Genomic DNA, 23647 nt, shown 5'->3' on the forward strand with positions numbered 1-23647 from the left:
TTTCTCACTCCCTATTCCAAATCAAATAGGCTGATTGTTTCAGTTTTTTGATTTTGCTCATTCTCATTTGTTTCGTTTAATAATTCATTGGAGACAGAAGCTGAAATTTCTTTTTGATTTTCTTTTCTATCTAAGATACTGCCATCTTCTTCAAGACTAAATTGAACATGAGTTTCAATCCAGTTTCTACGTGGTTCTACCTTGTCACCCATTAGCGTTGTCACACGGCGTTCTGCTTGCGCTGTATCATCAATACGAACACGAATTAAGGTTCTTGATTCTGGCGCCATTGTTGTTTCCCATAGCTGTTCAGCGTTCATTTCTCCTAATCCTTTGTAGCGCTGAAGCATATAACCCTTACCGATTGATTGAATAACATCCTTTAGTTCTTCGTCTGTCCAAGCATATTCAATTTGGGCTTTTTTTCCTGATCCTTTAGATACCTTGTATAAGGGCGGTAAAGCAATATATACTTTTCCTGCTTCAATTAGTGGTTTCATATAGCGATAAAAGAATGTTAATAAGAGAATTTGAATATGGGCACCATCTGTATCTGCATCTGTCATGATAATGACTTTGTCATAATTACAATCTTCTATATTGAATTCAGGCCCAACACCTGCCCCAATAGTATAAATCATAGTATTGATTTCTTCATTTTTTAAAATATCCTGCATTTTTGCCTTTTCCGTATTAATTACTTTTCCTCTTAAAGGCAAGATTGCTTGAAATTTACGATCACGTCCTTGTTTGGCGGAACCCCCTGCAGAATCTCCTTCGACTAGATATAATTCATTTTTTTGAGGATTCCGAGATTGAGCAGGAGTTAATTTCCCAGATAAAAGAGATTCTCCCTTTTTTCGCTTTTTTCCATTACGACTTTCCTCTCGAGCTTTTCTAGCAGCTTCACGTGCCTCACGTGCTTTAATGGCTTTACGAATCAATGTTTGACTCAGTTCGCTATTTTCTTGTAAATAATAGCTCATCTGTTCACCAATTACACTATCCACACTATTTCTAGCTTGAGGTGTTCCCAATTTTTCTTTCGTTTGTCCTTCAAATTGAAGCAAACTTTCTGGTACACGGATTGAAAGAATCGCTGCTAAGCCTTCTCTAAAGTCACTGCCCTCTAAATTTTTATCCCGTTCTTTTAACAAACCAATCCGCCTAGCATATTCATTATAGGCTCTCGTCATCGCTGTTTTCATACCAATTTCATGTGTACCACCATCTTTTGTGCGTACGTTATTCACAAAGGATAAAACATTTTCCGAATAACCATCATTGTATTGATATGAAAGTTCTACTTCAATTCCTTCCTTTTCACCATTGAAGTAAACAATTGGTGTTAAGGTGTCTTTTTCTTCATTTAGATAGGAAACAAATTCTTTAATTCCTTCTTTATAATGAAATATTTCTTGTTTCGGTTCATCTTCCCTTAGATCGGTTAACGTAATTTTAATATCTTTCAATAAAAATGCAGACTCACGTAACCGTTCTGCCAAATTAGTATATGAAAATTGAATGGTTGAAAAAATCGTATCATCTGGTAAAAAAGTTACCACTGTTCCATTTGGCTTTTTAGTTTTCCCAACTTTTTCAAGCGTTCCAACTGGTTTGCCACCATTTTCAAAACGTTCCATATATTCTATGCCATCACGTACGATACGTACCTCTAACCATTTGGATAATGCATTTACTACACTAGCACCGACACCATGAAGTCCACCAGAAGTTTTATAACCGCCTTGGCCGAATTTACCACCAGCATGCAGTACCGTGAAAATTACTTCAACAGTAGGAATACCAGAGGCATGAATTCCTACTGGCATTCCTCTACCTAAATCGGCAATTTTTATACTATTATCTTTTTGAATGGTTACCTGGATGTCATTTCCAAAACCAGATAATGCTTCATCTACTGCATTATCAACAATTTCATAGACCAAATGATGAAGTCCACGATGATCTGTAGAGCCAATATACATTCCAGGTCGTTTTCTAACTGCTTCAAGACCTTCTAAAACCTGAATGGAAGTGTCATTGTATGCATTATTTATTTTTTTAGCCAAAGAAAAAACTCCTTATATATTGGATTCAAGTGGCTTCTTGCCACATTATTTATAATAATACTCTAAAAGTTAGTAAAAAAAAAGAACTTTCCATTTCGCTTTATCACTCTATTTTAAAATAAGCAATTTATTAATTTTTAATCTAGCTATTTATAATATGGTGAATAGCTTGATTTAAATTTAAGAAATAAAATAAATTAAATTGAATTCTTATTATTGAATAAATACGTAAACTATTGATTGCTTTTTCTTTTTTAGTAAAAAAATTGTCCTATTTAATGATTCATGTTAAAATAAGTGAGTTATTAGCTTGAATGAAAATGGGGTTGTTTTATGAAGATAATTATTTTGCTAGTTGTTGCTTATCTATTAGGTTCTATTCCATCTGGTGTTTGGATTGGAAAGTTTTTTTTTAAAAAAGATATTCGACAATACGGCAGTGGCAACACAGGAACTACAAATACATTTCGTGTTTTAGGAGGAACAGCTGGCAGTGTTGTTTTTTTAATGGATCTTTTAAAGGGGACAATAGCAACCTGTTTACCTTATTTATTTTCTCTTCCTATCAATCCTTTAGTTTTTGGTACTGTGGCTGTTTTAGGTCATATATTTCCAATTTTCACTCATTTCAAAGGAGGAAAAGCAGTAGCAACCAGTGCAGGTATGCTTTTAGCTTATAATCCCACATTTTTTGTTTTTTCACTCCTTCTTTATTTTGTGATTCTTTATATTACTAGTATGGTCAGTTTAACTAGTATGATTCAAGCAGTGATTGTGACTTTATCAACGATCATCTTACCAATGACTTTTCCAACGATTTTACCACATTTTGATTGGTTATTAGCTACGATTGCCATTATTATCACCACTTTCATTTTTATTCTTCATAGGGGAAATATCAAAAGAATTAAAAATGGTACTGAAAGTCGTATTAATTTTGGATTAAGTAAAAACAGACGATAATATTCGATAAAAAACTAAAAAACCTATTGAAAATGAAACAATTTCACTTATAAAATAATAAAATGACTACAAATTAATAAAAATAAGAAAAACTTCATTGATTTTAATATTTATGAAGTTTTTCTTATTTTATTGATTAAATTACCTTAATACAGCTATTTTTATATGTTCTTGATGATTGAATTACTAATAAACCATTTATTTAATTGTAAGTTGATAGTGTGTGTTGAAAATCCGATTTGGTGAAAGTAACTGAATCCCTAGTTTATTTGTTAGCTGACCGTCTGTATCGATGGTGTCTGCAATACCCCACCAGGGTTCAATACAAACAAATGGTGCCTTTTTCGGATAGGGCGACCAAATACCAACATAAGGTGCGTCTGTGTAACTTAGTGTAATCCCATGTTGACTTTTATCCGTTTCGATTGAAAAAGCATTATTGCCTTTTGTTTCAAAAATCAACGCATCATTTTTAAACAATTCATGAATTAAATCAATACTTGTATTTGTTTGTGCTAATGTTTTATTTTTAATATTCAAAGCAGAACCACTCAATGGAATTTGTGTTCGTGATTTTTTTGGAAAAAAATTTAAAAAATAATCTTCAAATGTTAATGTTTCTTCTAAAGGAACGTTAAATGCTGGATGGCCACCGATAGAAAAATACATCGTTTGAATCCCAAGATTCTCAACTTGGTAACGAACAATCAAGTTTTGTTCTTCTAATTCATAAGTTAAAACAAGCTCAAAATCAAACGGATAATATTGATAAGTTTCCTTTGTTGATTTTAATGAAAATGTAGCTGATTGATCTGACTGTTCAATCACTTGAAACAGTTGATCACGTGCAAAACCATGTTGAGGCAAATGATACGTTTTTCCTTCATATATATATTGATTGTTTTTTAAACGACCAACAATTGGAAAAAGGATAGGTGAATGTCGATTCCAAAACGCTGGATTCCCTTGCCAAATATATTCTATATTCATTGATTTTGAACGTAAACTAACTAATTCTGCGCCAGCTTCAGCAATTGTGGCAATTAAAAATTCATTTTCTAATTGTACCGTCATTACTAACCCCTCCCTTAATATTCCTTTTCTAATTCATTGATAAACTGATTATTTAAAATTTTTATATAGGTTCCTTTCATCCCCAGGGATTTTGAATCAATAATGCCAGCAGACTCAAGTTTTCGTAAAGCATTTACAATGACTGAACGGATAATACCGATATCATCAGCTATACTTGAAGTCGTTAACCATCCTTCTGTACCATCCAAAGCTTTAAAAATTGCTCGTATTGCCTTTAATTCACTATAGGATAATGTATCAATAGCCATTTTTACAGAAGTTGTATTTCGAACTTCTTCCTCAATGGTTCTAGCTTTTTGATGCAAGATTTGCATACCAACAACTGTTACACTATACTATGCTAAGATAAGATCTTCATCATCAAATTTCTTTTCCATTCGAGATAGGATAATTGTACCTAGTCTTTCCCCTGTTCCATAAATCGGTATAATTGTTGTAACCCCATTGAGAAATTTTTGTCGCCACTCAATAGGAAAAGCAGTTAAATCACTGGTTATAGGAATATTTACAGTTGTTTCATTTAGTTGTTTTGTTGCATTGGTGTACTCATACGGCAATTTTTTCTCTTCAAACATTGTCTTTATTCGGGCATTATTTACGTCTAGTCCTTCATAATAACCAAGTAAAATGCCTATATTATTAATAATATAGGCATTACTGTCAAGAATATCTCCTAAAGATATTGCCATTTTATCATAAGGTAAATCAGTATTCAAACTAAACATATTTTTCTGCTGAAGTAGCTGATTAATTTGGCGCACTTTTTCTATTAAGGTTGACATCTTCTCAACTATCCCTTTTATAAAATATATCGACTTAAATCTTCATTTTGAGCAATATCTATTAATTTTTCATCAACATAAGCTTCTGTAATTGTGATATCTCCCATTTGCATATCTGGTGATTCAAATAATAAATCTTCAAGTAAACGTTCCAAAATTGTATGCAACCGTCTTGCGCCAATATTATCTGTATCACGATTTACACGAAAAGCAATTTCAGCAATACGGGTGATCGCCTCTTGAGTAAAGGTTATATTGACATTTTCTGTACCTACTAAAGCCATATATTGTTTAATTAATGCATTATTTGGTTCAGTTAAAATACGAACAAAATCTTCTGCAGTTAGATCATCTAACTCTACCCGAATAGGAAAACGTCCTTGAAGTTCAGGAATCAAATCACTTGGCTTAGATAAGTGAAAAGCTCCAGAAGCAATAAACAAAATATGATCCGTTTGAATAGTACCATATTTAGTATTTACTTGTGATCCTTCAACAATTGGTAAAATGTCACGTTGAACACCTTCTCTGGAAACTTCACCAGTATTTTGTTGATTTTTTGATGTAATTTTATCCATTTCATCGATAAAGATGATGCCACTGGATTCTGCCAAACGAATGGCTTCGCTATGAATATCAGCTTCTTTGACAAGTTTAGCTAATTCTTCTTTGACTAATAATTCTTGAGCTTCTTTTACTGTAACAATTCTTTCTATCTTCTTTTTGGGAGTGAGTGAGCCTAACGTTTCATTTAGATCAATCCCCATTTGTTCCAATCCATTATTCATTGCGGGCATAGTCTTTTTAGGTTCGTCAATTTTGATCGTTACTTCTCTAGAACCTAATAAGCCTTTTTCCAATTGGTCTAAGACTGTTTTACGACTCACCTTAATATCTTCAGTTACTTCTTCTACTTCTTCTACAGGTTGTTGCATGGATGTATTAAACATTTGCATCATTTGTTCAAGCTGATTATTTGACGATTGCTTCTTCTCTTTTTTTATACCTGGAACTAAAATTTTCGCCAAACGCTGATTGGCTTTTTTTAGTGCCTGTGAATAAACACGACTATATTGTTCCTTTTCAACAATTTGGATGGCATTTTCTACCAGGTCACGAACCATTGATTCTACGTCACGTCCAACATAACCAACTTCTGTAAATTTCGTTGCTTCAATTTTAACAAAAGGCGCGCAAACAATCTTCGCTAAACGACGTGCAATTTCTGTTTTTCCGACACCTGTAGGTCCAATCATTAAAATATTTTTAGGTGTAATTTCTTGTTGCATGGATTCTTCTAGTTGTAAACGTCGATAACGATTTCTAAGTGCAACAGCTACAGATTTTTTAGCAGCTGTTTGTCCAACAACATATTCATCTAATTCTTTGACAATTTCTTTTGGTGTTTTATTTAATTTATTCATCATAAATTCCCTCGTTTATATTTCTTCTACAATAATATTATGATTTGTGAATACACAGATATCTGCAGCAATGGATAAGGCATTTTTAGCAATTTCTTTTGCTGATATTTCTTTATCTCCATAATTTTTCATTGCTCTTGCTGCAGCTAAAGCGAAATTCCCACCAGAGCCGATCGCTAAAATCCCATCATCTGGCTGAATAACTTCACCTGTCCCTGAAACTAAAAGCATTTCTTCCTTATTCATGACAATAAGCATCGCTTCTAATTTTTGCATAGATTGTTGTGTTCGCCATTCTTGTGCCAATTCAACAGCTGCCCTTGTCAAATTGCCATTGTATTCATTCAATTTTCCTTCAAATTTTTCTTCTAAGGTAAATGCATCGGCTACACTACCTGCAAAACCAACAACTACCTCATTATTATAAATTCTTCTAACTTTCTTAGCAGATCCTTTCATAACAACGGATTGTCCCATTGTTACTTGTCCGTCACCTGCCATAGCAAATTTTCCATCTTTTTCAATCGCACAAATTGTGGTTGAATGAAATTGTGATTCGACCATTTTATATTCCTCCATTTACATTTCTTTCCAACTTTTTAGGCACGTGGATGAAATGTTCGGTAATTTTTCTGTAAACTCTCTTTTGTAACATGTGCATAAATTTGTGTTGTTGACAAATTCTCATGTCCCAATAATTCTTGTACAGTCCGCATATCTGCGCCATTGTTCAATAAATGAGTAGCAAAAGTATGTCTTAACATATGCGGATGAATTTCAGTATTTAATGAACTTTTTCTGATTAACTGATTTAATATGTACTCAATACCAGCTGATGTCAATTGATCGCCATAATGATTTACAAAAACATATTTATGTTGTTTTTGATATTTGTTCATAAGAATGTCTCTTCCCTTATGAAAGTATTCTTTTAATGCATCATTTGCAAATGAGCCAAAAGGAATATAACGATCCTTATTGCCCTTTCCATGAACAAATAAGACAGAGGTATCAAAATCAATGGCTTCCATTGTCAAGTTGATGCATTCACCCACCCGAATACCAGTTCCATACAAAACTTCAAGCAATGCTCGATTGCGATAATCCAAGGGAGTATTTCCTGTTGTACTATCGAATAATAAAGCCATCTCTTTTTCATAAAAAAAAAGCGGCAATCGTTGTTGTTTTTTCTTCATATGGACGTAAGAAAATGGATTTTCTTGGATACGTTCATTCTTTAATAAAAATTGATAAAATGAACGTAGACTAGCAATTTTTCTACTAATCGTTGAACGACTGTAGTTGTTCTCATATAAAAAACTTAGATAGACACGAACGTCTAAATGATCAATTGTTAGGTAATCCGTATTTCCGGATTCTTTTAAAAATTGAAAATAATGAGATAGATCTTCCTGATAAGCCAATTTTGTTTTTTGCGAGTAACCGCGTTCAACAATTAAATAACGTAGAAAAAGTTCTGGCCAATTCGTATTTTCCATTATATTTTCCTCCATTAAATTACACAGTAACTTTAGCATAAAGCTTTTTGAAAAACAAATGAATTGTTAGAATTTAACGAATATTTCTAAATATATTCACAATTCAAATTATTTTTTCATTTTTTTAATGAATGATCTATAAACCGATCGTTAACAAATAAAGTATTCACTCTTTTTATACCTTAATATTCATTAATCAGTAACTGTTTTTAAAAAATCTTTTTCTATGTCCAATGCTCGAGTTGCTAATGCTTCATAGCGGATTTTTTTGTCTTTAATTCGTTCTGGTAATTCTGGCAGAAGGCCAAAATTTGCATTCATGGGTTGAAAATGTTTCTTTTCTGTATGTGTAATGTAATAAGCCATGCTTCCAAGTACTGTTTCCCTTGGGAAAATAAGTGGTACATTATTTTTGGTCAATCTTGCTGCATTAATACCAGCTAATAATCCACTAGCAGCACTCTCTACGTACCCTTCTACACCAGTCATCTGACCTGCAAAAAATAAATTATCTCTTTTCTGAGATTGATAGGTTGGTTTTAATAACTCAGGAGAATTGATGAAACTATTTCTATGCATAACACCATAACGAATAAACTCAGCATTTTCTAAACCAGGAATCATTTGAAAAACACGTTTTTGTTCTCCCCATTTTAAATGTGTTTGAAAGCCAACCATATTGTATAAAGAAGCCGCTGCGTTATCTTGACGTAATTGAATAACAGCGAAAGGACGCTTACCTGTTTTTGGGTCTTCCAAGCCAACTGGTTTCATCGGACCAAATAACATAGTTTTTATTCCTCGTTTCGCCATAACTTCAATCGGCATACATCCTTCAAAATATTTTTCTTTTTCAAATGTTTTTAAAGGAACAGTCTCAGCAGCAATCAATGCTTCATAGAATGCCTGAAATTCTTCTTGTGTCATCGGACAATTTAAGTAGGCAGCTTCTCCTTTATTATACCGTGATTTTAAATAGACTTTCTCCATATTAATGGTAGATTGATCAACAATTGGAGCTGCAGCATCATAAAAATAAAATCCCTCTGAATCATTGAAGCATTTAATTTCCTCAGATAAGCATTCTGTTGTCAGTGGCCCGGTTGCAATGACCGTATTATCATTCGGTATGTTAGTGACTTCTTCTTTTTTTATTGTAATCAAGGGATGTTTTTTAATTTTTTCGGTTACCATTCTAGAAAAATTTTCTCGATCTACGGCTAAAGCACCACCAGCTGGAACTGCTGTTTCATCCGCACTTTTAATAATCAATGAATTAAGTTGGCGCATTTCCTCTTTCAATACGCCAACAGCATTTGTTAAACTGTTTCCTCTTAAGGAATTTGAACATACTAATTCAGCAAAGTGATCTGTTTGATGTGCTGGTGTTTGTTTGTTTGGCCGCATTTCATAAAGCTCTACAGCCACGCCATTATTTGCAATTTGCCAGGCTGCTTCACTCCCAGCTAATCCTGCTCCAATTACCTTTACTACTTCTGTCATATTATCCTCTTTTCTTTAAAAGAGACTGAGAAGTTCTTCTCAGTCTAGTTCATTTATAAACAATCTATGTTAATAAAGGTTTCAATAATAAGTAACTTAAAAAGTGTTGTTCACTTGCTTGATTTACAATCAGGAAATATAAAAAAAGCATTTTTGAAAAAGTTATCCACTTTTTAAATGGCATCTAATACCAAAGATATCTAGTTATTTTACAGTTAAGGTACTTTATTTTATTAGAAAAAATTTACTTTTGAACATTTTCCTCATAATCACCATTAATACAGACAACTTGTTTGCCACCTTTTACTTTCTTTTCTACCAAGTATTTTCCACATTTAGGACAGAGACGCCCAACTGGTTTATCCCAAGAAGTAAAATCACAATCTGGATAACGGCTACATCCATAAAAAAGTTTGTTCTTTTTCGATTTTCTTTCAATGACTTGTCCTTCATGACAAATCGGACAACGAACACCAATTTCTTTAACAATCGGTTTGGTATTTCGGCAGTCTGGAAAATTGCTACACGCGTAAAACTTACCATATTTTCCTAATTTAATCACCATTGGATGGTCGCATTCCTCACAAGAAAAACCAGCAGGTTCATCTTTAATTTGGATCTTTTCTATTTTTTCTTCAGCATTGGTTAATTCTTTTTCAAAGGGTTGGTAAAATCGATCGACTACTGTTATCCATTCTTCTTTTCCATCCCCTATTTTATCTAGGTCTTCCTCCATTGCTGCAGTAAAATGGACATCAACAATCTGCGGGAAAAAATCAACAATCAAAGTATTAATAATTTCGCCTAGTTCTGTTGGTTCAAATCGTTTATTTGTTAATTTTACATAATAACGTTTTTGGATAGTTTCAAGTGTAGGAGCATAGGTAGATGGTCGTCCCACGCCATTTTCTTCCAAATTATGAATCAACGCCGCTTCGCTAAAACGAGCAGGTGGTTGTGTGAAATGTTGCTTAGGTTCAATATTGATAGAAGTAACACTATCTCCTTCAACCAATTCTGGTAGAATATTTTCTTTTTCTTCTTTTCCATCATCTCTACCTTCAATATATACCTGCATAAAACCTTTAAATTTTATTTTTGATCCGTTAGCAATAAACATGACCTGATTTTGTTCTAAGGTTACTTTCATTGTATCTAGTAGGGCAGGTGCCATTTGACTAGCTAAAAAACGTGACCAAATCAATGTATAGAGTTTTAATTGGTCTTTATTCAAATATTCTTTAATGGAATCAGGCGTTCTTAAAACACTAGAAGGACGAACAGCTTCATGAGCATCTTGTGTTCCTTGCGCTTTTTTTACTTTTCGCTCTTCTTGTATAGAGAACTCTTTTCCGTAAGTTTGCTCAATATATTCAGTGGCTTCTACTTTTGCTGAAGCCGATATTCGAGTAGAATCTGTTCGCATATAGGTAATTAATCCCACAGTACCTTGTTTTTTTCCAAGTGAAATACCTTCATATAACTGTTGAGCAATCATCATTATTTTTCTGGTTCTAAAGTTCAGCTTTCTTGCTGCTTCTTGTTGTAGACTACTTGTTGTAAAAGGTAAGGCTGGATTCCGTTTCCGTTCTTTCTTTTCAACCTTTGTTACTTGATATTTATTATCTTTTAATTTATCTGTAATTTCCTTCACCGAATCGGCTTTAGGTAATTTTTTCTTTTTACCTTCAATTCCCCAAAAAGACGCTTTAAATTTTTTTCTGCCTTTTTGGAAATTTCCATCTATTGTCCAATACTCTTCTGGAATAAATTCCTTAATCTCTTTTTCTCGATCGATAATAATTTTAAGTGCAACCGATTGGACACGTCCTGCGCTTAATCCCTTTTTCACTTTTCGCCAAAGAATTGGACTAATTGAATAGCCTACCAAACGATCTAAAATTCTTCTGGCTTGCTGGGCGTTGACTAAATCTAGATTGATCGTTCGTGGTTCTTTAAAAGCTGCTTTTACTGCTTCCTTTGTAATTTCATTAAAAACCACCCGGTTTTTTTCATTTGGATCAAGCCCTAATAAATAAGACAAGTGCCAGGCAATCGCTTCTCCCTCACGGTCTGGATCGGCTGCTAGATAAACTTTATCTGCCTTTTTAGCAGCAGTTTTTAAACTTTTAATGACGTCTCCTTTTCCACGAATGGAAATATAATGAGGCGCATAGTCATTTTCAATATCAATCCCCATTTTGCTTTTTGGCAGATCGCGGATATGACCAACACTGGCAACAACTTTATAATTTCTACCTAAATATTTTTCAATCGTTTTGGCTTTTGCAGGCGATTCTACAATTACGAGATATTTATACGCCATCCAAAATAACTCCTTTCGTGCTTCTACTATTATATATAACGACAAAATAGTAAAAACTCATAAATCGTAGTACATCATATGCCATATATTATCGATTTGTCAAGATAAAGGTGTTTTTTCAATAAATCACAAGTTCTTCTAGAATGTCTTGTACAGAAACCGTACACTTAGCGCCATCTTGAATTAAAGCATGACATCCAATGGAATTTGAATGAAAAATACTATCAGGAATAGCAAACACTTCACGTCCATATTCCATCGCAGCCTGTGCAGTAATTAAAGAACCACTTTGTTTTTTTGCCTCAATTACACAGGTTCCAAGAGTTAAGCCAGCAATAATCCGATTTCTAGCAGGAAAATGAAATTTTTTTGGTCCACTATCTGCTGGGTATTCACTAAGAATCAATTGGTCTTTTTCTAATTTTTTCTGTAGCCATTCTGAGTCTTTTGGATAAAAATAATCAAGTCCATTACCAATAACAGCAATCGTTTTCCCTTGACAATTTATTGCCATTTGATGCACATAACTGTCGACTCCCTTAGCTAAACCACTTACTATTGTGAACCCTTCATTTATTAATGAAGGGACAAATTGCTCAATGACTTGTTTGCCATAAATAGTCATCTGACGTGCTCCTACCATTGCCAGTTTTTTCCTATGTAATAATTGTAAATCTCCCTTATAAAATAACAGTGCTGGTGGATTATAGATTTCTTTTAATAATTGCGGATAAATCGAATCTAAAATAGTAAAAAATGAACAGTTTTGTTCATAAAATTTTAATATTTTTTCATGCTTAGACCAATAATACCAAGAATCTAGAAAAATTTTTTTATAAGTTGTAATTTCTGCAATCTTGATAATTTCTTCTACACAGAATTCAATAGTATTTGTTTTTAAGGCATATTGCAAATAGTTTAATCTTCCTAAATTGCCAATTCCTTGACACATGACTAGTTTAAATAGTAAAGAACGTTGTTTGTTTTCCATAAATAAATCCCTTTCTTACACTTTTTCTATTAAGAATATTCGCAAAAAAGAGCAATTTATTTATTAAATTGTTATCATGGTTTTTATTGGAGCAAACGTCTTTCTATGAATAGGTGAAATCCCTTGTTTTTTTAGTCCCTCTAAATGTTCCTTTGTTCCATAACCAGCATTTTTTTCAAATCCATAGCCCGGAAATTCTGCTGCATAATGGACCATCAAACGATCTCTTGTTACTTTTGCAACAATACTAGCAGCAGCAATAGATAAGGAACGTGCATCGCCTTTAATGATGCTTTGTTGGATGGTGGTAAGTGGTAATGTCATTGCATCAATCAATAAATAATCAGGTATTCGTTGTAGGTTTGCAACTGCCTGTATCATTGCTTGTTTTGTTGCTTGATAAATATTTATTTCATCAATCGTTTCATGACTGACTAGACCAATCCCAATAGCTAAAGCTTTTTTACCTATTTCATCAAATAGCCGTTCTCGCGTTTTAGCTGAAAGCTGTTTAGAATCATTTAATTCAAAAATCTGGCAATCTTCAGGTAAAATAACAGCTGCTGCAACGACCGGACCTGCTAGTGGACCACGTCCAACTTCGTCAATACCTGCAATTGCTTGATACCCTTCTTGCATTGCTTTCTTTTCGAATTGTTGCATCTTTTGATAGTGTATTTGTTTTTCTTGCTTTTTCTTTTGACGATTTTGCCACTGTTTCAATGCTTTTTGAACACCAATTCGTTGATCTAATTGCCAAATGGACAGGCGTGGGTCTTCCTCATCTGTTAGCAGGTTTAGTTGATCTTTGATTTGCTGAATAGATTCTGAATTTTTTTTGCTCATCAGTCTTCCTCTCCACAATCTGTGCATCGATCCAATGTATAGGTACCTAATCTACCACTTCTAATTTCTTGAATAATCATATTACTCGTTCGTTCATAATCTGTTTTAAATCCATGTTTCTCACTAATCATTATTAATAATTCCGCTGGAGGTAACTGTATATCTGATTCCGATAAATGAAAGCGTTCTTGTAAACTTTCGGGATAAAAAGTGGTAAAAAATTCTAATCCGTAGATAGCTAGGTCATCACTATATAATAGTTGATCTTTAATCGCTCCTGTTAAAGCTAACTTTTTACCGACCTCTGGATCTTCAAATTTTGGCCAAAGGATACCTGGAGTATCTAATAATTCCAGATCATTTCCAACACGCAGCCATTGTTGTCCCTTTGTAACTCCTGGTTTATTACCTGTTTGAGCAACCTTTTTTCCGATCAAGCGATTCATTAAAGTGGATTTTCCCACATTAGGAATGCCGATACACATCGCTTTAATTGGCCGCTTTTTTAGCCCTTTTTCCTTTTCACGTGCTTGTTTTTCTTTTAATGTTTCTTTAGCAGCTAAAACAATTTTATTTATCCCTTTGTCCTGCTTAGCATTAACCAGCAATGCCGTGTTTCCCAAATTTGTAAAATAATTCACCCATTTTTTATTTTGATCTGGATCAGCTAAGTCACTTTTATTCAATAAAATCAATCGCTTTTTTTGTTGAATAATCTGGTCTAGCATGGGATTTCTTGATGATAAGGGGAGCCTAGCGTCGATCAATTCAAACACAATATCTACATATTTTAATTTTTCGGTAACTTCTCTTTTGGCTTTGGCCATATGTCCAGGATACCATTGAATTGTCATAAATTTCTCCATCCTTTCTTGTTAAAATTTTATCCTTCATTATTGAAGTATAAAATCAATTTTTAACTATATTAGATTGTTAATCAATCACCTAAATTTATGATAAAAGAAAGCTAACAATTTTCAAAGACTAAAAATAGAATAAATATTTTAGTTTACCTTTTATAGACGAATTTTGCTATGATGTGATAATAAATTTATAGCACCTATAACCACACTGACTGTAAATAATCGATCTAAGTAATCAGTACCTACTTGTACAATAAAAACACTTAGTGTTTGATTTAGTCCTAACCCATACAACAATTGAACAATCATACTGGAACCTGAAGAGGTAATCCCACCAAATAACCAAACAGTAATGAAAGAAGATAACAATGTCCCTGGAAAGGTAATTAAGAATGCTTTAAGAGGCAATGCCCAAGTGATTGGTTTACGATATAACAATACTCCTGCCATAAAACCAATACATAGTTGAACTGGCAAAAAATAAAGCGAATATAAATCAACAGTTATTCCCATTAAAAAGGCACTACTGAACCCAACAATCATACCAGCAACCGGTCCAAAAATTGTTGCAGTTAAAATAGTGCCAATCGTATCTAGATAAATTGGTAATCGTAAAAAAAGTGCTAAATTACTAAGTGTAATGTTTAATGCAATTGATAATGCCATAATTGTTATTTTTAAATTATTCGTTTTCATTTATGAATTCATCCTAACCCCAATTGATTTAGATCAGTTGTGATAACTGTCTCTGGTGCATCTAAAAGGACGGTCAAAAACTGAATAAAGAATTCTTTTGTATTCACATCGTTTAAAATTTTACTATTTGCTTTTTCATGCCAAAAATCATAACGATCAACCAATGTTTGTCCGACACTGATTCCCTGTGTTTCAACTGCAACATAGCTCTTGAAACCAGTACAAATTTCAGGCGAAATATAATAAGCAACAGCAAGTGGATCATTGATGACACAACCAAGCAAATGTTCATATTCCCAATGAAAATTAAAATAAAAACGAGTGATTTTCTTTAAATATTCATAGGTTGATGGATTGATCCAACGACAGTATTCTAAAATAGTTGGTGAAAAAACAATTTTTCGAGTAACATCTAAACCAACCATTTCAATCATTCCACCTAATGAAGTAAAAACCTGGGCAGCAGCATCAGGGTCACACCAATAATTAAACTCGGCAACTGGTGAACAATTCCCATGACTTTTATAGGTGCCTCCCATGGAAACAAAACGCGCTATATTGTTACCTAGCTCTGTATTTTTAGTTAGCGCTAAAGCAATATTGGTTAAAGGACCTAAAGCTAAAATACCAACCGGTTGTTTTTTACTAAAAAAATCGGCTAAAAAATCGCTGGCTTTTTTTTCTTGTGGCTGTGTATTTGATTGCCTTGAAAGATGACTCTCTCCTAACCCATCAATGCCATGTGTATCTTGAGCAGATACAAAAGGACGATGCAATGGTTTTTCTGCTCCAAGATATACTGGAATGTCTAAACGATGGCAACGTTCTAAAACTTTAAATGTATTTTCTGCACCAATTTCCACTAGGACATTTCCTGCAACAACACAAATAGCAAGAACGTTTAATTTACCAGATTTAATAGCATATTCTAAGGCTAGAGCATCATCAATTCCTGGATCGCAATCGATAATTACTTGTTGCATTTTTTCCTACCTCCTTTACTGAGATTCTTAGTTTTTTATTCTGGGAAGTTTCCGAACCAGTCCGAGTAAAATTACTCGATTTTAAATGCACCTTATTATGATAATACAAAATAGATAGAAGGGAAAGGAAAATTATCATCTTGCCTAATTCATTTTGCATATACTTCATTATTAAAATCATTTATTCTCTTTAATTAAACTAATTTTATGCTGAGTACACATGTTATTTTATCAACAATCACAGTCAAGATACTTGTTATTTATTTCTTATAATAGTTTTAAATAAACTATTATTAATGATCAATTTCTATGCGCAGCTTCATTGTTTTATCTAGTTATTATTCAAAAAAAGGTTGCTTCTATTCAATAGAAACAACCTTTTTTGATATTTTTATAAACTGATCTTTTGTTTATTGATTTATTTTAAATTAATTTGAAATGATGAAGTGGATAATAGATACATCGAGCTTTTCCAATAATATATTTACTTTTAATTGTTCCAAATGATCGACTATCTTTTGACATTCGTCGATTATCTCCCAAAACAAAGTAACTTTTTTTAGGAATTGTTGTTCGATTGGTTAAATCCTTCAATGTAAAATTGGTTGTATAGGGAATCAACGCATGATCCTCACGTTTATTATTAAATAAAAACGTTTCCTTGACAGCATGATCATTTACATATAATTGATCATGCTTATAATAAATAGTATCTCCAGGCAGACCAATAATACGTTTAATATAGATTGATTGATTTGGCAATTTAAAAATAATAACATCAAAACGACGAATAGGAGAAATTTTTTCTATCAATACCATATCTCCTTGAACTAAGGTTTTACTCATCGAATTGCCATCCACCCGAACAGGAATCAATAAAAATCCTCTTAAAATAAATAAAATAAGTAAGGCAGGAAAAAATAATTTGACTAAAAAAATAAAATGATTTAGATACTTTTTATTTCTTTTCATTTTTTACTCCTTTTTTATTTATTTTCTGTTCATTTGCTAAAAATAATGCTACTTCTTTTTAGTCAGTAATTCTTTGACAGCGGCTTGATAAGCTCTATCATTATTTAAAATCTTCTCTCGTTGATGTAATAAGTACATCTATTATTGGACAACTTTAGTTTTTCTTCAATTACTGTAGCTGTCTTACTGTCTATTTCGCCATTAGCCGGTAACTGGGCCTTTGTTTGAATATCCTCAACAGCCTGTTGTGTTTCATTTGAAAAGACTGAACTCTCTTTATTTACATCATAATTTAAGCTCTGTAAAATGGCATTAGCATTTTTGCACTCATTTGAATTCTCACCTAATTTTAAAGGTTTGTCTACAGAGATTGGTAATAAATAAGCATATTCTGGATAATCTGCTTCAATCGTTGGTTTCAATCCTTTTTTATGAATCCAAGTTCCATTCGGTGTTAGCCATTTTAAAACAGTTAATTTTATCTATGTATCGTCTTTTAAATCTTTAACGGTTTGAACTGTACCTTTACCATAAGTTTTTGTTCCTATAATTGGAACTCCCGCCGATTCATGTAAGGCGGCTGCAAAAATTTCAGAGGCACTTGCACTACCACCATCTACTAAGAGTACAACTGGTTCTTTAACTTTGAACCCATCTTTATCTAATTTATTAGAAGCAACATCTTCGCCCATTTTTTTATGTCTATCTTCAAATTTAACAATAGTTTTTCCATCTTTTAAAAATAAATTCGCCATGTACTCTGCCTGATCTAACAAGCCACCAGGATTTTGACGTAAATCTAACACAAAAGAAGTAGCTCCTTGTTTTCTTAACGACTTAATGGTGGTTTTTAACTCATGATAGGTATTTTCACCAAATGTTGTAATATTAATGGCACCTATAGAGGCATCTTTCTTGTCTATTTCGCCACTCACCGTTTCCATTGGTAAAGTATCCCGTGAAATGGCAACATCAAATATCTTGTCTGCTCTTGAAACAGTTAATTTTACTTTTGTTCCCTTTTTACCACGAATTTCAGAAACAACTTCATCAAGTTGTTTATCTTTAGTTTCTTTTTCATTAACTTTTAAAATAACATCATTTACCTTAAGACCTGCCTTGGCAGCTGGCGATTCTTTAATCGGTGCCTGGACAATTGTTGGTAAGCCATCTTTAGTTGACAAGGTAGCTCCTGTCCCCTCAAAGCTTCCAGAAATTGAATCGTTCAATTTTGTTGAATTTTCCTTATCTAAATAGGTAGAGTAAGGATCATCAAGAGAATCCATCATTCCTTTTAATGCACCATCGACTAATTTTTTCTTGTCCACTTTACCAACATAATTATTATTAATTTCTTCATAAAGATTTTGTACTTTTGTTAGGTTTTCATCTGCTATGCCATTTTGCTTTAAAGTTAAGTTAAGTCGGTGATCAAAATAAATATAACAACCACCGCCAACTAAAAAAGCAGCACAAAATAAAGAAATAATATATTGATAATAGGGAACCATCCGTTTCTTCTTCATAAGACCCCTCTTTTATATAAGATATAATTTTAGATTAAGTTAATTAACAATTAATGATTATTTTCTTGATATTTTCCCCATAGCTCATCAAAAATATCCATGGTTGATAAATAATTAGCATTCATTTCTAGATAAGTAGAAAGCTCATGATAATCTGTTGCCTGTTTGGGAAATTGAATATCCTTAGCCACAGAATCTGCAAATTGATTGATAGAATTATTTGGTGTGCCTCTTAAGGTCATTAAATAATGATAAAAACTTCGTCTCACTTTTTTTAATTCTCTCCTTTTTTATCAGAATTATGGAAATTTGCTTAGTTTTTATAAGTTTTATCTTTTGGCAAATAAACACTTAATTGAATCTTGTCATCTACCAAGTTAATTTTATTTGCTCGAATAAACAGTCCATTTCTCATTTGAAAACGATCTAGATGGAGTACAACAAGTTTTTCTTCTGGATTGACAGTTACCCATTCCGGTAATTTATAACTTCTTTCTACAAATCTTAAAACATCTTTAATTGGCAATCCTAAGGTACCTATGGATAAACTTTTAGCCTTTAATTGCACATTCCCATTATTCATTACATAGGGATCAAAATATAAATAAAAAGCAATATCATGTCCTAAGAAACGAAGTGTTCCTTTCAGCATTGCTTCATTTTCTAAATAAAAATCATACTTAATTACCGCATCTTTTTGAAGATCCTTTAAATAAAAGTCCATAAATTGATTAACTTGTTTTTTTGTACTATGTACAGTCATAACAGGTGTACTTTCTTTTACTGTCGTTGCTTTGGATGAAAATTTGTATTCGGGTTCTCTGATTTGAGTAAGCCTTAATCCAAGAAAAAGAGCAGTGCCTGCAAGAAAACCGATTAAAATTAAAAAAGCAAATTTCCAAGGATTAATTTTCTTTTTTGTTTCTGTTTCTTTTAGCTGATTTGATCGTTTCATTAATTATCCAGCTCCCTCTCTCCTGCAAACCAGTTTTTCTGTGTCTTGTCTAGCTCTTTGCGGATAGCTTTGGCCATTAACTGATACCCCAAATTGTTTGGATGAAAATGATCTTCTTCGTATAATGCATCATTAGTAATGTCCATATTTTTTTTATTGCTTGAATCTTCAGCAACGATTCCCGTTTTGTTATTTATTCCTTTATATAAAAGATTATTAATTGAAATAAAATACATATCATTTTGTTTTTCTATAGCTGATAAAGTATGAATATTCCAATCATCGACAATCTCCTGAATTTCTTTAATATCAGGAAAATACAAATAAAAAGGATTATAAATTCCCAATATGTAAATAGGTGCTTTCTTATTATATGAACGTATCTCTTCTAGCAAAGAAGTCACTTTTTGCTCATAATGTTTTGCCGGTTGTTTAAAAGTAGCTACGGTTAAGCTTAACATATTCTTGCTAAATACCTGCATTAAATCATTTCCTCCAACAGTTACTGTAATAATATCCGCTGAAGTCAGACTTTTTTGAATCTCATGGTTCTTTTTAATGCGTTTAAGGATTTGATCACTTCGATCGCCATTTTTACCATAATTTTCTACTTGCACACCATTCAATTGATAATTTTCTTCTAAATCATTCGCAACTAAAGGAACAAATCCACCGGAATTCGTTTGATCCCCAATTCCTTCTGTTAAAGAATCACCAATGGCGACATAATGTATCACTTTTTTATTCATTTTTTTTGTTAAGGTTACTGAGCTATTTCCCATTCCCAATAATGGTTTCTGTCTAGGAAACAAAATTAAAAATAGACTAAAAACAAAAATAGCTATAACCAATGGAATAATCAATGTTTGCCAATAAATTTTTAAAATTTTTTTCATTTATTCAACGATTCACTTCCTTTTAAAGACCAAAAATGTAAATAACTACCCATCGATGAAATAATCCAATATTAAGATTTAATAAAGTAAGGCTAGAGTTTGATTCACCCCAGCCTTACTTCCTTGAAATACACTACTATGCTGTCAACTATTGATTGCCTATTTTGTTTCATCATAATATAAAAAGATTGATCATTCAAAGTTAATGCGGCTAATCATTTATTCATTTTTCTAAGCTGTATAATACATAATGGCAAAAGCTTTCTTGCCAGTATGTGTAGCGATAATTGGATTGGTATGAAGAACGGGAATATCCATTTTTGGAAATAGTGGTTGTAATCCGGCTTTGAATTCTTCTGCCAGTTCTAATCCATCAGCATGTGAAATACCAATTTGGCAAATATTCGTTAACTGACTTAATTCTTCTTTTAGTCCATCAAACCATTTATCAAAAGTTTTCATTCCACGTCCCTTAGCTACAGGAATCAGTTCTGTTTGATCAAAATCCATAACTACCTTCATATCAAAAATATTTGATAAGAACCCAGTTGTTCGACTGATTCTTCCTCCCTTAACCAAATTATTTAATGTGGAAATTCCAATGTATAGTTTTGTATTTTCTTTTACACGATGAATTTCTTCGAGGATCTCTGGAATACTGCCTCCTGCTTGCGCTAATTTGGCTGCTTGAATGACTTGAAAGGATAATCCTTGGTCAGTAAAATCACTGTCAATGACGGTAACATTTGTATTTGTTAGACTACTAGCTTGTCTAGCCGTTTCAACTGTCCCACTAAGTCCTTTTGTCATGTGAATGGAAATCACAGCACTTCCATCTTTGCCTAGTTCATCATAAAGCTCTATAAATTTACCAAGTGGAGGCTGACTGGTTTGAGGAAGAGCCTTAGCTTTTGCCATCATTTCCATAAAATGCTCCCCTTCTAAATGATCATCATCTGTATATACAACACCATCAATCATAATAGACAATGGAATAACCTGTATAGCTAATGCATCACGAATACTTTTTTTCATCGTACATGAAGAATCCGTTACAATTTTAACTTTTGCCATTATTATCACTCTTTCTTTAACCCAGATCTTCATTCAAGGTAAAATATTCTAGGACGTATTATTTGTTTATAGTATAACAGACAAATGTTAGTTTTTCATTAATTTATAATGATGAGTGAAATTTTATTAAAAAATAAAAATTTATTAAGTAATATTTACCTACTAAGCAATTCTTTATTCCCTTTAATTTAACTTAGGGTTCTAGATATCAATTTTTAATTATAAGTAATTATATTTGTTTTGCCTGTTAAATCCGTCTGTTTTAATTTTTATCCTTGTTTTGGTTATACAACATTTTATTGACGAAATAACTATGATTTATCCTTTATTAATGCATATATTAAATCATATAAAGAAAAATAAATGAACTCCCTAACTTAAATAATTCTAGTATTAAAAATATTTATCTAAATTAATCTTGCTTACTTTAATACAAATTATCAACTTTTTAGTGGCTCATATTCATATGCTATCGATTTTCTATTCCCTTCAGGCTTGTCTCTATTAATTAAAAAGGTGCATTTACCGGCTAACTGTAAATTGAAACAAAACTATATAGTGTGCTTATGTTAATTTCTTGCCAATAATTTTATATTTTCAATATAAAATTAAATTTTAATTTATATTTATATTTTTAATAAATATAAATATGATTAAACAATTTATATTTATTCATTTTTTTAATTATATCGTTAGATAAATTGGATTTAATCGAACTTCTTACCAAAAATAAAATTGATATACCAATTTAAATAAATTATTTATTTAATTTTTTTTATTTTTCAAATTATTATTATTTGCTTGACAGATGGATGAATACGCGCAATAATAGGTTTGCTTAAAAATAAATGGAGGGGATATTTATGAATTTAATCGATGCAGTAAGACCAGGAAGCAACCAATATATTAGTGGAGAAGAAATTATTCAAGAACTACCAGAATATCTAAAAGATTTTCATTCTCCTGCAATTATCACCGGAGAAAAATCTTTTGAAGTTTTTTCTAATTCTTTCTCATCAGAATTAGAATGGCCGGTTTTTCGCTATGATGGAACAAGTAGTGAAGAAGATATGGCTCGCTTAGCAGAAAAAGTTAAAGATCATGATATAATTATAGGTGTCGGTGGTGGCCGTGTTTTAGATACAACCAAGGGAGTTGCCGATATGCTATCAAAAGATTATGTATTAGTGCCAACGATTGTTTCAAATTGTGCACCCTATACACCTATCGCTGTTGTCTATTACCCAGATCGTTCCTTTAAAACAATTACTTATTGTAAAAAGGCACCTTATTTAACCATTGTTGATTTTAAATTATTGCTACAAACACCTAAAGATTATTTTATCGCTGGTATTGGTGATACCTTAGCCAAATGGTATGAAATTGAAGGAATTACGAGTAGAATGGATAAACAATTGAAGACAGCATTTATTCGTTTAGGAATTGCTAGCGCAAAAGAAATCTATCAAACATTATTTGATTATTCACAAACTTCTCTTGAATCACTTGAAAAACAAGAAGTAACAGATGCATTTTGTAAAATTACAGACACAATTATCGGAGTTGCCGGCGTTGTTGGTGGATTTGCTGGTGTTTATGGACGTTCTGCAGGTGCCCATGCTGTTCACAACGGTCTTTCTTACGTTTTTAAAACGCATGATGTTCTTCATGGTTCAAAAGTAGCTTATGGCATTCTTGTACAATTAGCTACCGTTGGTAATTTCGATGAAATAATAAAATTATTGCCATTCTATCGACAAATTGGATTGCCTACAAATTTAGCAGCCTTAAATATTTCTAATAATTTGGAAGATGCAATGCAAAAAACTGCAAAACAAGCTGCTTCACCAAGTGATGGATTCAAATTAATGTTGCCTGATCTTACAGAGCAACAAGTAGTTGAGGCGATGCAAAAAGTTGAAGAATTAATCGATTCATTAAGTATTGCTCAATAAAAAAAGAATAAAGATTTCTTATTAAACTTAGCTATTATTTATGAAAATCATTCAATGAAATAAACAATGGAGAACAAATAAATTATCAGTATTATTGATAATTTATTTGTTCTCCATTGTTTAAATGCAATTCATTTTTATAAAAATAGAAATTTCTATCGTACAAAAAATTGGACGAATGATAATGAATGATGAATAAATCAATAAATGCAGTTCTATAGAAAAT

19 protein-coding genes, 2 pseudogenes and 1 riboswitch are annotated in these 23647 nt (G+C 32.3%); of the genes and pseudogenes, 2 read left to right on the forward strand and 19 right to left on the reverse strand.

Annotated features, from left to right (window positions below; all coding sequences use genetic code 11):
* Nucleotides 1-11 precede the first annotated feature (11 nt).
* A complete protein-coding gene (gene parE / locus MPTP_RS05015; protein ID WP_013774004.1) occupies nt 12-2072 on the reverse strand; it encodes a DNA topoisomerase IV subunit B in 2061 nt (686 codons plus the stop codon).
* A 333-nt stretch (nt 2073-2405) separates the two neighbouring features.
* Here parE and plsY point away from each other — a divergent pair, with 333 nt between their 5' ends.
* Nucleotides 2406-3035, forward strand: coding sequence for a glycerol-3-phosphate 1-O-acyltransferase PlsY (plsY, locus tag MPTP_RS05020; RefSeq protein ID WP_013774005.1), 630 nt, complete (start codon nt 2406-2408; stop codon nt 3033-3035).
* Nucleotides 3036-3233: 198 nt separating this feature from the next.
* Here plsY and MPTP_RS05025 read toward each other — a convergent pair whose 3' ends face one another.
* The 18 genes and pseudogenes from MPTP_RS05025 to MPTP_RS05110 all read right to left on the reverse strand — a co-directional run bounded on the left by MPTP_RS05025 (nt 3234) and on the right by MPTP_RS05110 (nt 21466).
* On the reverse strand, nt 3234-4109 hold the full coding sequence (locus MPTP_RS05025) for an aldose 1-epimerase family protein (RefSeq protein ID WP_013774006.1): 876 nt from the start codon (nt 4107-4109) through the stop codon (nt 3234-3236).
* Nucleotides 4110-4123: 14 nt separating this feature from the next.
* Nucleotides 4124-4912 (reverse strand): annotated as a pseudogene (gene codY / locus MPTP_RS05030) (GTP-sensing pleiotropic transcriptional regulator CodY).
* 17 nt (nt 4913-4929) lie between these two features.
* A complete protein-coding gene (gene hslU / locus MPTP_RS05035) occupies nt 4930-6336 on the reverse strand; it encodes an ATP-dependent protease ATPase subunit HslU (protein ID WP_041363545.1) in 1407 nt (468 codons plus the stop codon).
* A gap of 15 nt (nt 6337-6351) precedes the next feature.
* The gene (hslV, locus tag MPTP_RS05040; RefSeq protein ID WP_013774008.1) at nt 6352-6900 is read right to left on the reverse strand and encodes an ATP-dependent protease subunit HslV; all 549 of its coding nucleotides are present in this window, start codon (nt 6898-6900) and stop codon (nt 6352-6354) included.
* A 35-nt stretch (nt 6901-6935) separates the two neighbouring features.
* Nucleotides 6936-7835: a tyrosine recombinase XerC gene (gene xerC / locus MPTP_RS05045; protein WP_013774009.1), complete on the reverse strand. Its 900-nt coding sequence runs from the start codon at nt 7833-7835 to the stop codon at nt 6936-6938.
* A gap of 192 nt (nt 7836-8027) precedes the next feature.
* Entirely contained in the window at nt 8028-9338 is a 1311-nt protein-coding gene (gene trmFO, locus MPTP_RS05050) for an FADH(2)-oxidizing methylenetetrahydrofolate--tRNA-(uracil(54)-C(5))-methyltransferase TrmFO (RefSeq protein ID WP_013774010.1), read from the reverse strand.
* Between the two features lie 244 nt (nt 9339-9582).
* Complete coding sequence (gene topA / locus MPTP_RS05055) at nt 9583-11664, reverse strand: type I DNA topoisomerase (RefSeq protein WP_013774011.1); 2082 nt, start codon at nt 11662-11664, stop codon at nt 9583-9585.
* 118 nt (nt 11665-11782) lie between these two features.
* Nucleotides 11783-12655: a DNA-processing protein DprA gene (dprA, locus tag MPTP_RS05060; protein WP_013774012.1), complete on the reverse strand. Its 873-nt coding sequence runs from the start codon at nt 12653-12655 to the stop codon at nt 11783-11785.
* 63 nt (nt 12656-12718) lie between these two features.
* Nucleotides 12719-13501 (reverse strand): ribonuclease HII, encoded by a 783-nt coding sequence (locus tag MPTP_RS05065; protein WP_013774013.1) that lies wholly within the window; start codon nt 13499-13501, stop codon nt 12719-12721.
* Nucleotides 13501-14355, reverse strand: coding sequence for a ribosome biogenesis GTPase YlqF (gene ylqF, locus MPTP_RS05070; protein WP_013774014.1), 855 nt, complete (start codon nt 14353-14355; stop codon nt 13501-13503). Before ylqF ends, MPTP_RS05065 begins: the two co-directional genes overlap by 1 nt.
* A gap of 162 nt (nt 14356-14517) precedes the next feature.
* On the reverse strand, nt 14518-15060 hold the full coding sequence (locus MPTP_RS05075) for a membrane protein (RefSeq protein WP_013774015.1): 543 nt from the start codon (nt 15058-15060) through the stop codon (nt 14518-14520).
* A gap of 8 nt (nt 15061-15068) precedes the next feature.
* A complete protein-coding gene (locus MPTP_RS05080; RefSeq protein WP_013774016.1) occupies nt 15069-16043 on the reverse strand; it encodes a nucleoside hydrolase in 975 nt (324 codons plus the stop codon).
* Nucleotides 16044-16064: 21 nt separating this feature from the next.
* Nucleotides 16065-16109: riboswitch (PreQ1 riboswitch) on the reverse strand.
* A 357-nt stretch (nt 16110-16466) separates the two neighbouring features.
* Nucleotides 16467-17015, reverse strand: a complete 549-nt coding sequence (gene lepB / locus MPTP_RS05085; protein ID WP_013774017.1) for a signal peptidase I — start codon at nt 17013-17015, stop codon at nt 16467-16469.
* Between the two features lie 48 nt (nt 17016-17063).
* Nucleotides 17064-18541 (reverse strand): annotated as a pseudogene (locus MPTP_RS05090) (S41 family peptidase).
* A gap of 50 nt (nt 18542-18591) precedes the next feature.
* Complete coding sequence (locus MPTP_RS05095) at nt 18592-18810, reverse strand: YozE family protein (protein ID WP_013774018.1); 219 nt, start codon at nt 18808-18810, stop codon at nt 18592-18594.
* Nucleotides 18811-18854: 44 nt separating this feature from the next.
* Nucleotides 18855-19496, reverse strand: a complete 642-nt coding sequence (locus tag MPTP_RS05100; RefSeq protein WP_013774019.1) for a YpmS family protein — start codon at nt 19494-19496, stop codon at nt 18855-18857.
* A complete protein-coding gene (locus MPTP_RS05105) occupies nt 19496-20392 on the reverse strand; it encodes an SGNH/GDSL hydrolase family protein (protein WP_013774020.1) in 897 nt (298 codons plus the stop codon). Before MPTP_RS05105 ends, MPTP_RS05100 begins: the two co-directional genes overlap by 1 nt.
* Before the next feature lie 231 nt (nt 20393-20623).
* On the reverse strand, nt 20624-21466 hold the full coding sequence (locus MPTP_RS05110) for a DegV family protein (RefSeq protein ID WP_013774021.1): 843 nt from the start codon (nt 21464-21466) through the stop codon (nt 20624-20626).
* An 863-nt stretch (nt 21467-22329) separates the two neighbouring features.
* On the opposite strand from MPTP_RS05110, the gene MPTP_RS05115 reads away from it, so the two are divergent.
* On the forward strand, nt 22330-23421 hold the full coding sequence (locus tag MPTP_RS05115) for an iron-containing alcohol dehydrogenase family protein (RefSeq protein WP_013774022.1): 1092 nt from the start codon (nt 22330-22332) through the stop codon (nt 23419-23421).
* Nucleotides 23422-23647: the final 226 nt, after the last annotated feature.

It is taken from the genome of Melissococcus plutonius ATCC 35311 (assembly GCF_000270185.1).
GTDB classification, from domain to species: Bacteria; Bacillota; Bacilli; order Lactobacillales; family Enterococcaceae; genus Melissococcus; species Melissococcus plutonius.

Excerpts from the sequence above, each read along its gene's own strand:
- plsY (WP_013774005.1), top strand. The coding sequence starts at position 2,406 with ATGAAGATAATTATTTTGCTAGTTGTTGCTTATCTATTAGGTTCTATT.
- MPTP_RS05025 (WP_013774006.1), bottom strand. The coding sequence starts at position 4,109 with ATGACGGTACAATTAGAAAATGAATTTTTAATTGCCACAATTGCTGAA.
- hslU (WP_041363545.1), bottom strand. The coding sequence starts at position 6,336 with ATGAATAAATTAAATAAAACACCAAAAGAAATTGTCAAAGAATTAGAT.
- hslV (WP_013774008.1), bottom strand. The coding sequence starts at position 6,900 with ATGGTCGAATCACAATTTCATTCAACCACAATTTGTGCGATTGAAAAA.
- xerC (WP_013774009.1), bottom strand. The coding sequence starts at position 7,835 with ATGGAAAATACGAATTGGCCAGAACTTTTTCTACGTTATTTAATTGTT.
- trmFO (WP_013774010.1), bottom strand. The coding sequence starts at position 9,338 with ATGACAGAAGTAGTAAAGGTAATTGGAGCAGGATTAGCTGGGAGTGAA.
- topA (WP_013774011.1), bottom strand. The coding sequence starts at position 11,664 with ATGGCGTATAAATATCTCGTAATTGTAGAATCGCCTGCAAAAGCCAAA.
- dprA (WP_013774012.1), bottom strand. The coding sequence starts at position 12,655 with ATGGAAAACAAACAACGTTCTTTACTATTTAAACTAGTCATGTGTCAA.
- MPTP_RS05065 (WP_013774013.1), bottom strand. The coding sequence starts at position 13,501 with ATGAGCAAAAAAAATTCAGAATCTATTCAGCAAATCAAAGATCAACTA.
- ylqF (WP_013774014.1), bottom strand. The coding sequence starts at position 14,355 with ATGACAATTCAATGGTATCCTGGACATATGGCCAAAGCCAAAAGAGAA.
- MPTP_RS05075 (WP_013774015.1), bottom strand. The coding sequence starts at position 15,060 with ATGAAAACGAATAATTTAAAAATAACAATTATGGCATTATCAATTGCA.
- MPTP_RS05080 (WP_013774016.1), bottom strand. The coding sequence starts at position 16,043 with ATGCAACAAGTAATTATCGATTGCGATCCAGGAATTGATGATGCTCTA.
- lepB (WP_013774017.1), bottom strand. The coding sequence starts at position 17,015 with ATGAAAAGAAATAAAAAGTATCTAAATCATTTTATTTTTTTAGTCAAA.
- MPTP_RS05100 (WP_013774019.1), bottom strand. The coding sequence starts at position 19,496 with ATGAAACGATCAAATCAGCTAAAAGAAACAGAAACAAAAAAGAAAATT.
- MPTP_RS05105 (WP_013774020.1), bottom strand. The coding sequence starts at position 20,392 with ATGAAAAAAATTTTAAAAATTTATTGGCAAACATTGATTATTCCATTG.
- MPTP_RS05110 (WP_013774021.1), bottom strand. The coding sequence starts at position 21,466 with ATGGCAAAAGTTAAAATTGTAACGGATTCTTCATGTACGATGAAAAAA.
- MPTP_RS05115 (WP_013774022.1), top strand. The coding sequence starts at position 22,330 with ATGAATTTAATCGATGCAGTAAGACCAGGAAGCAACCAATATATTAGT.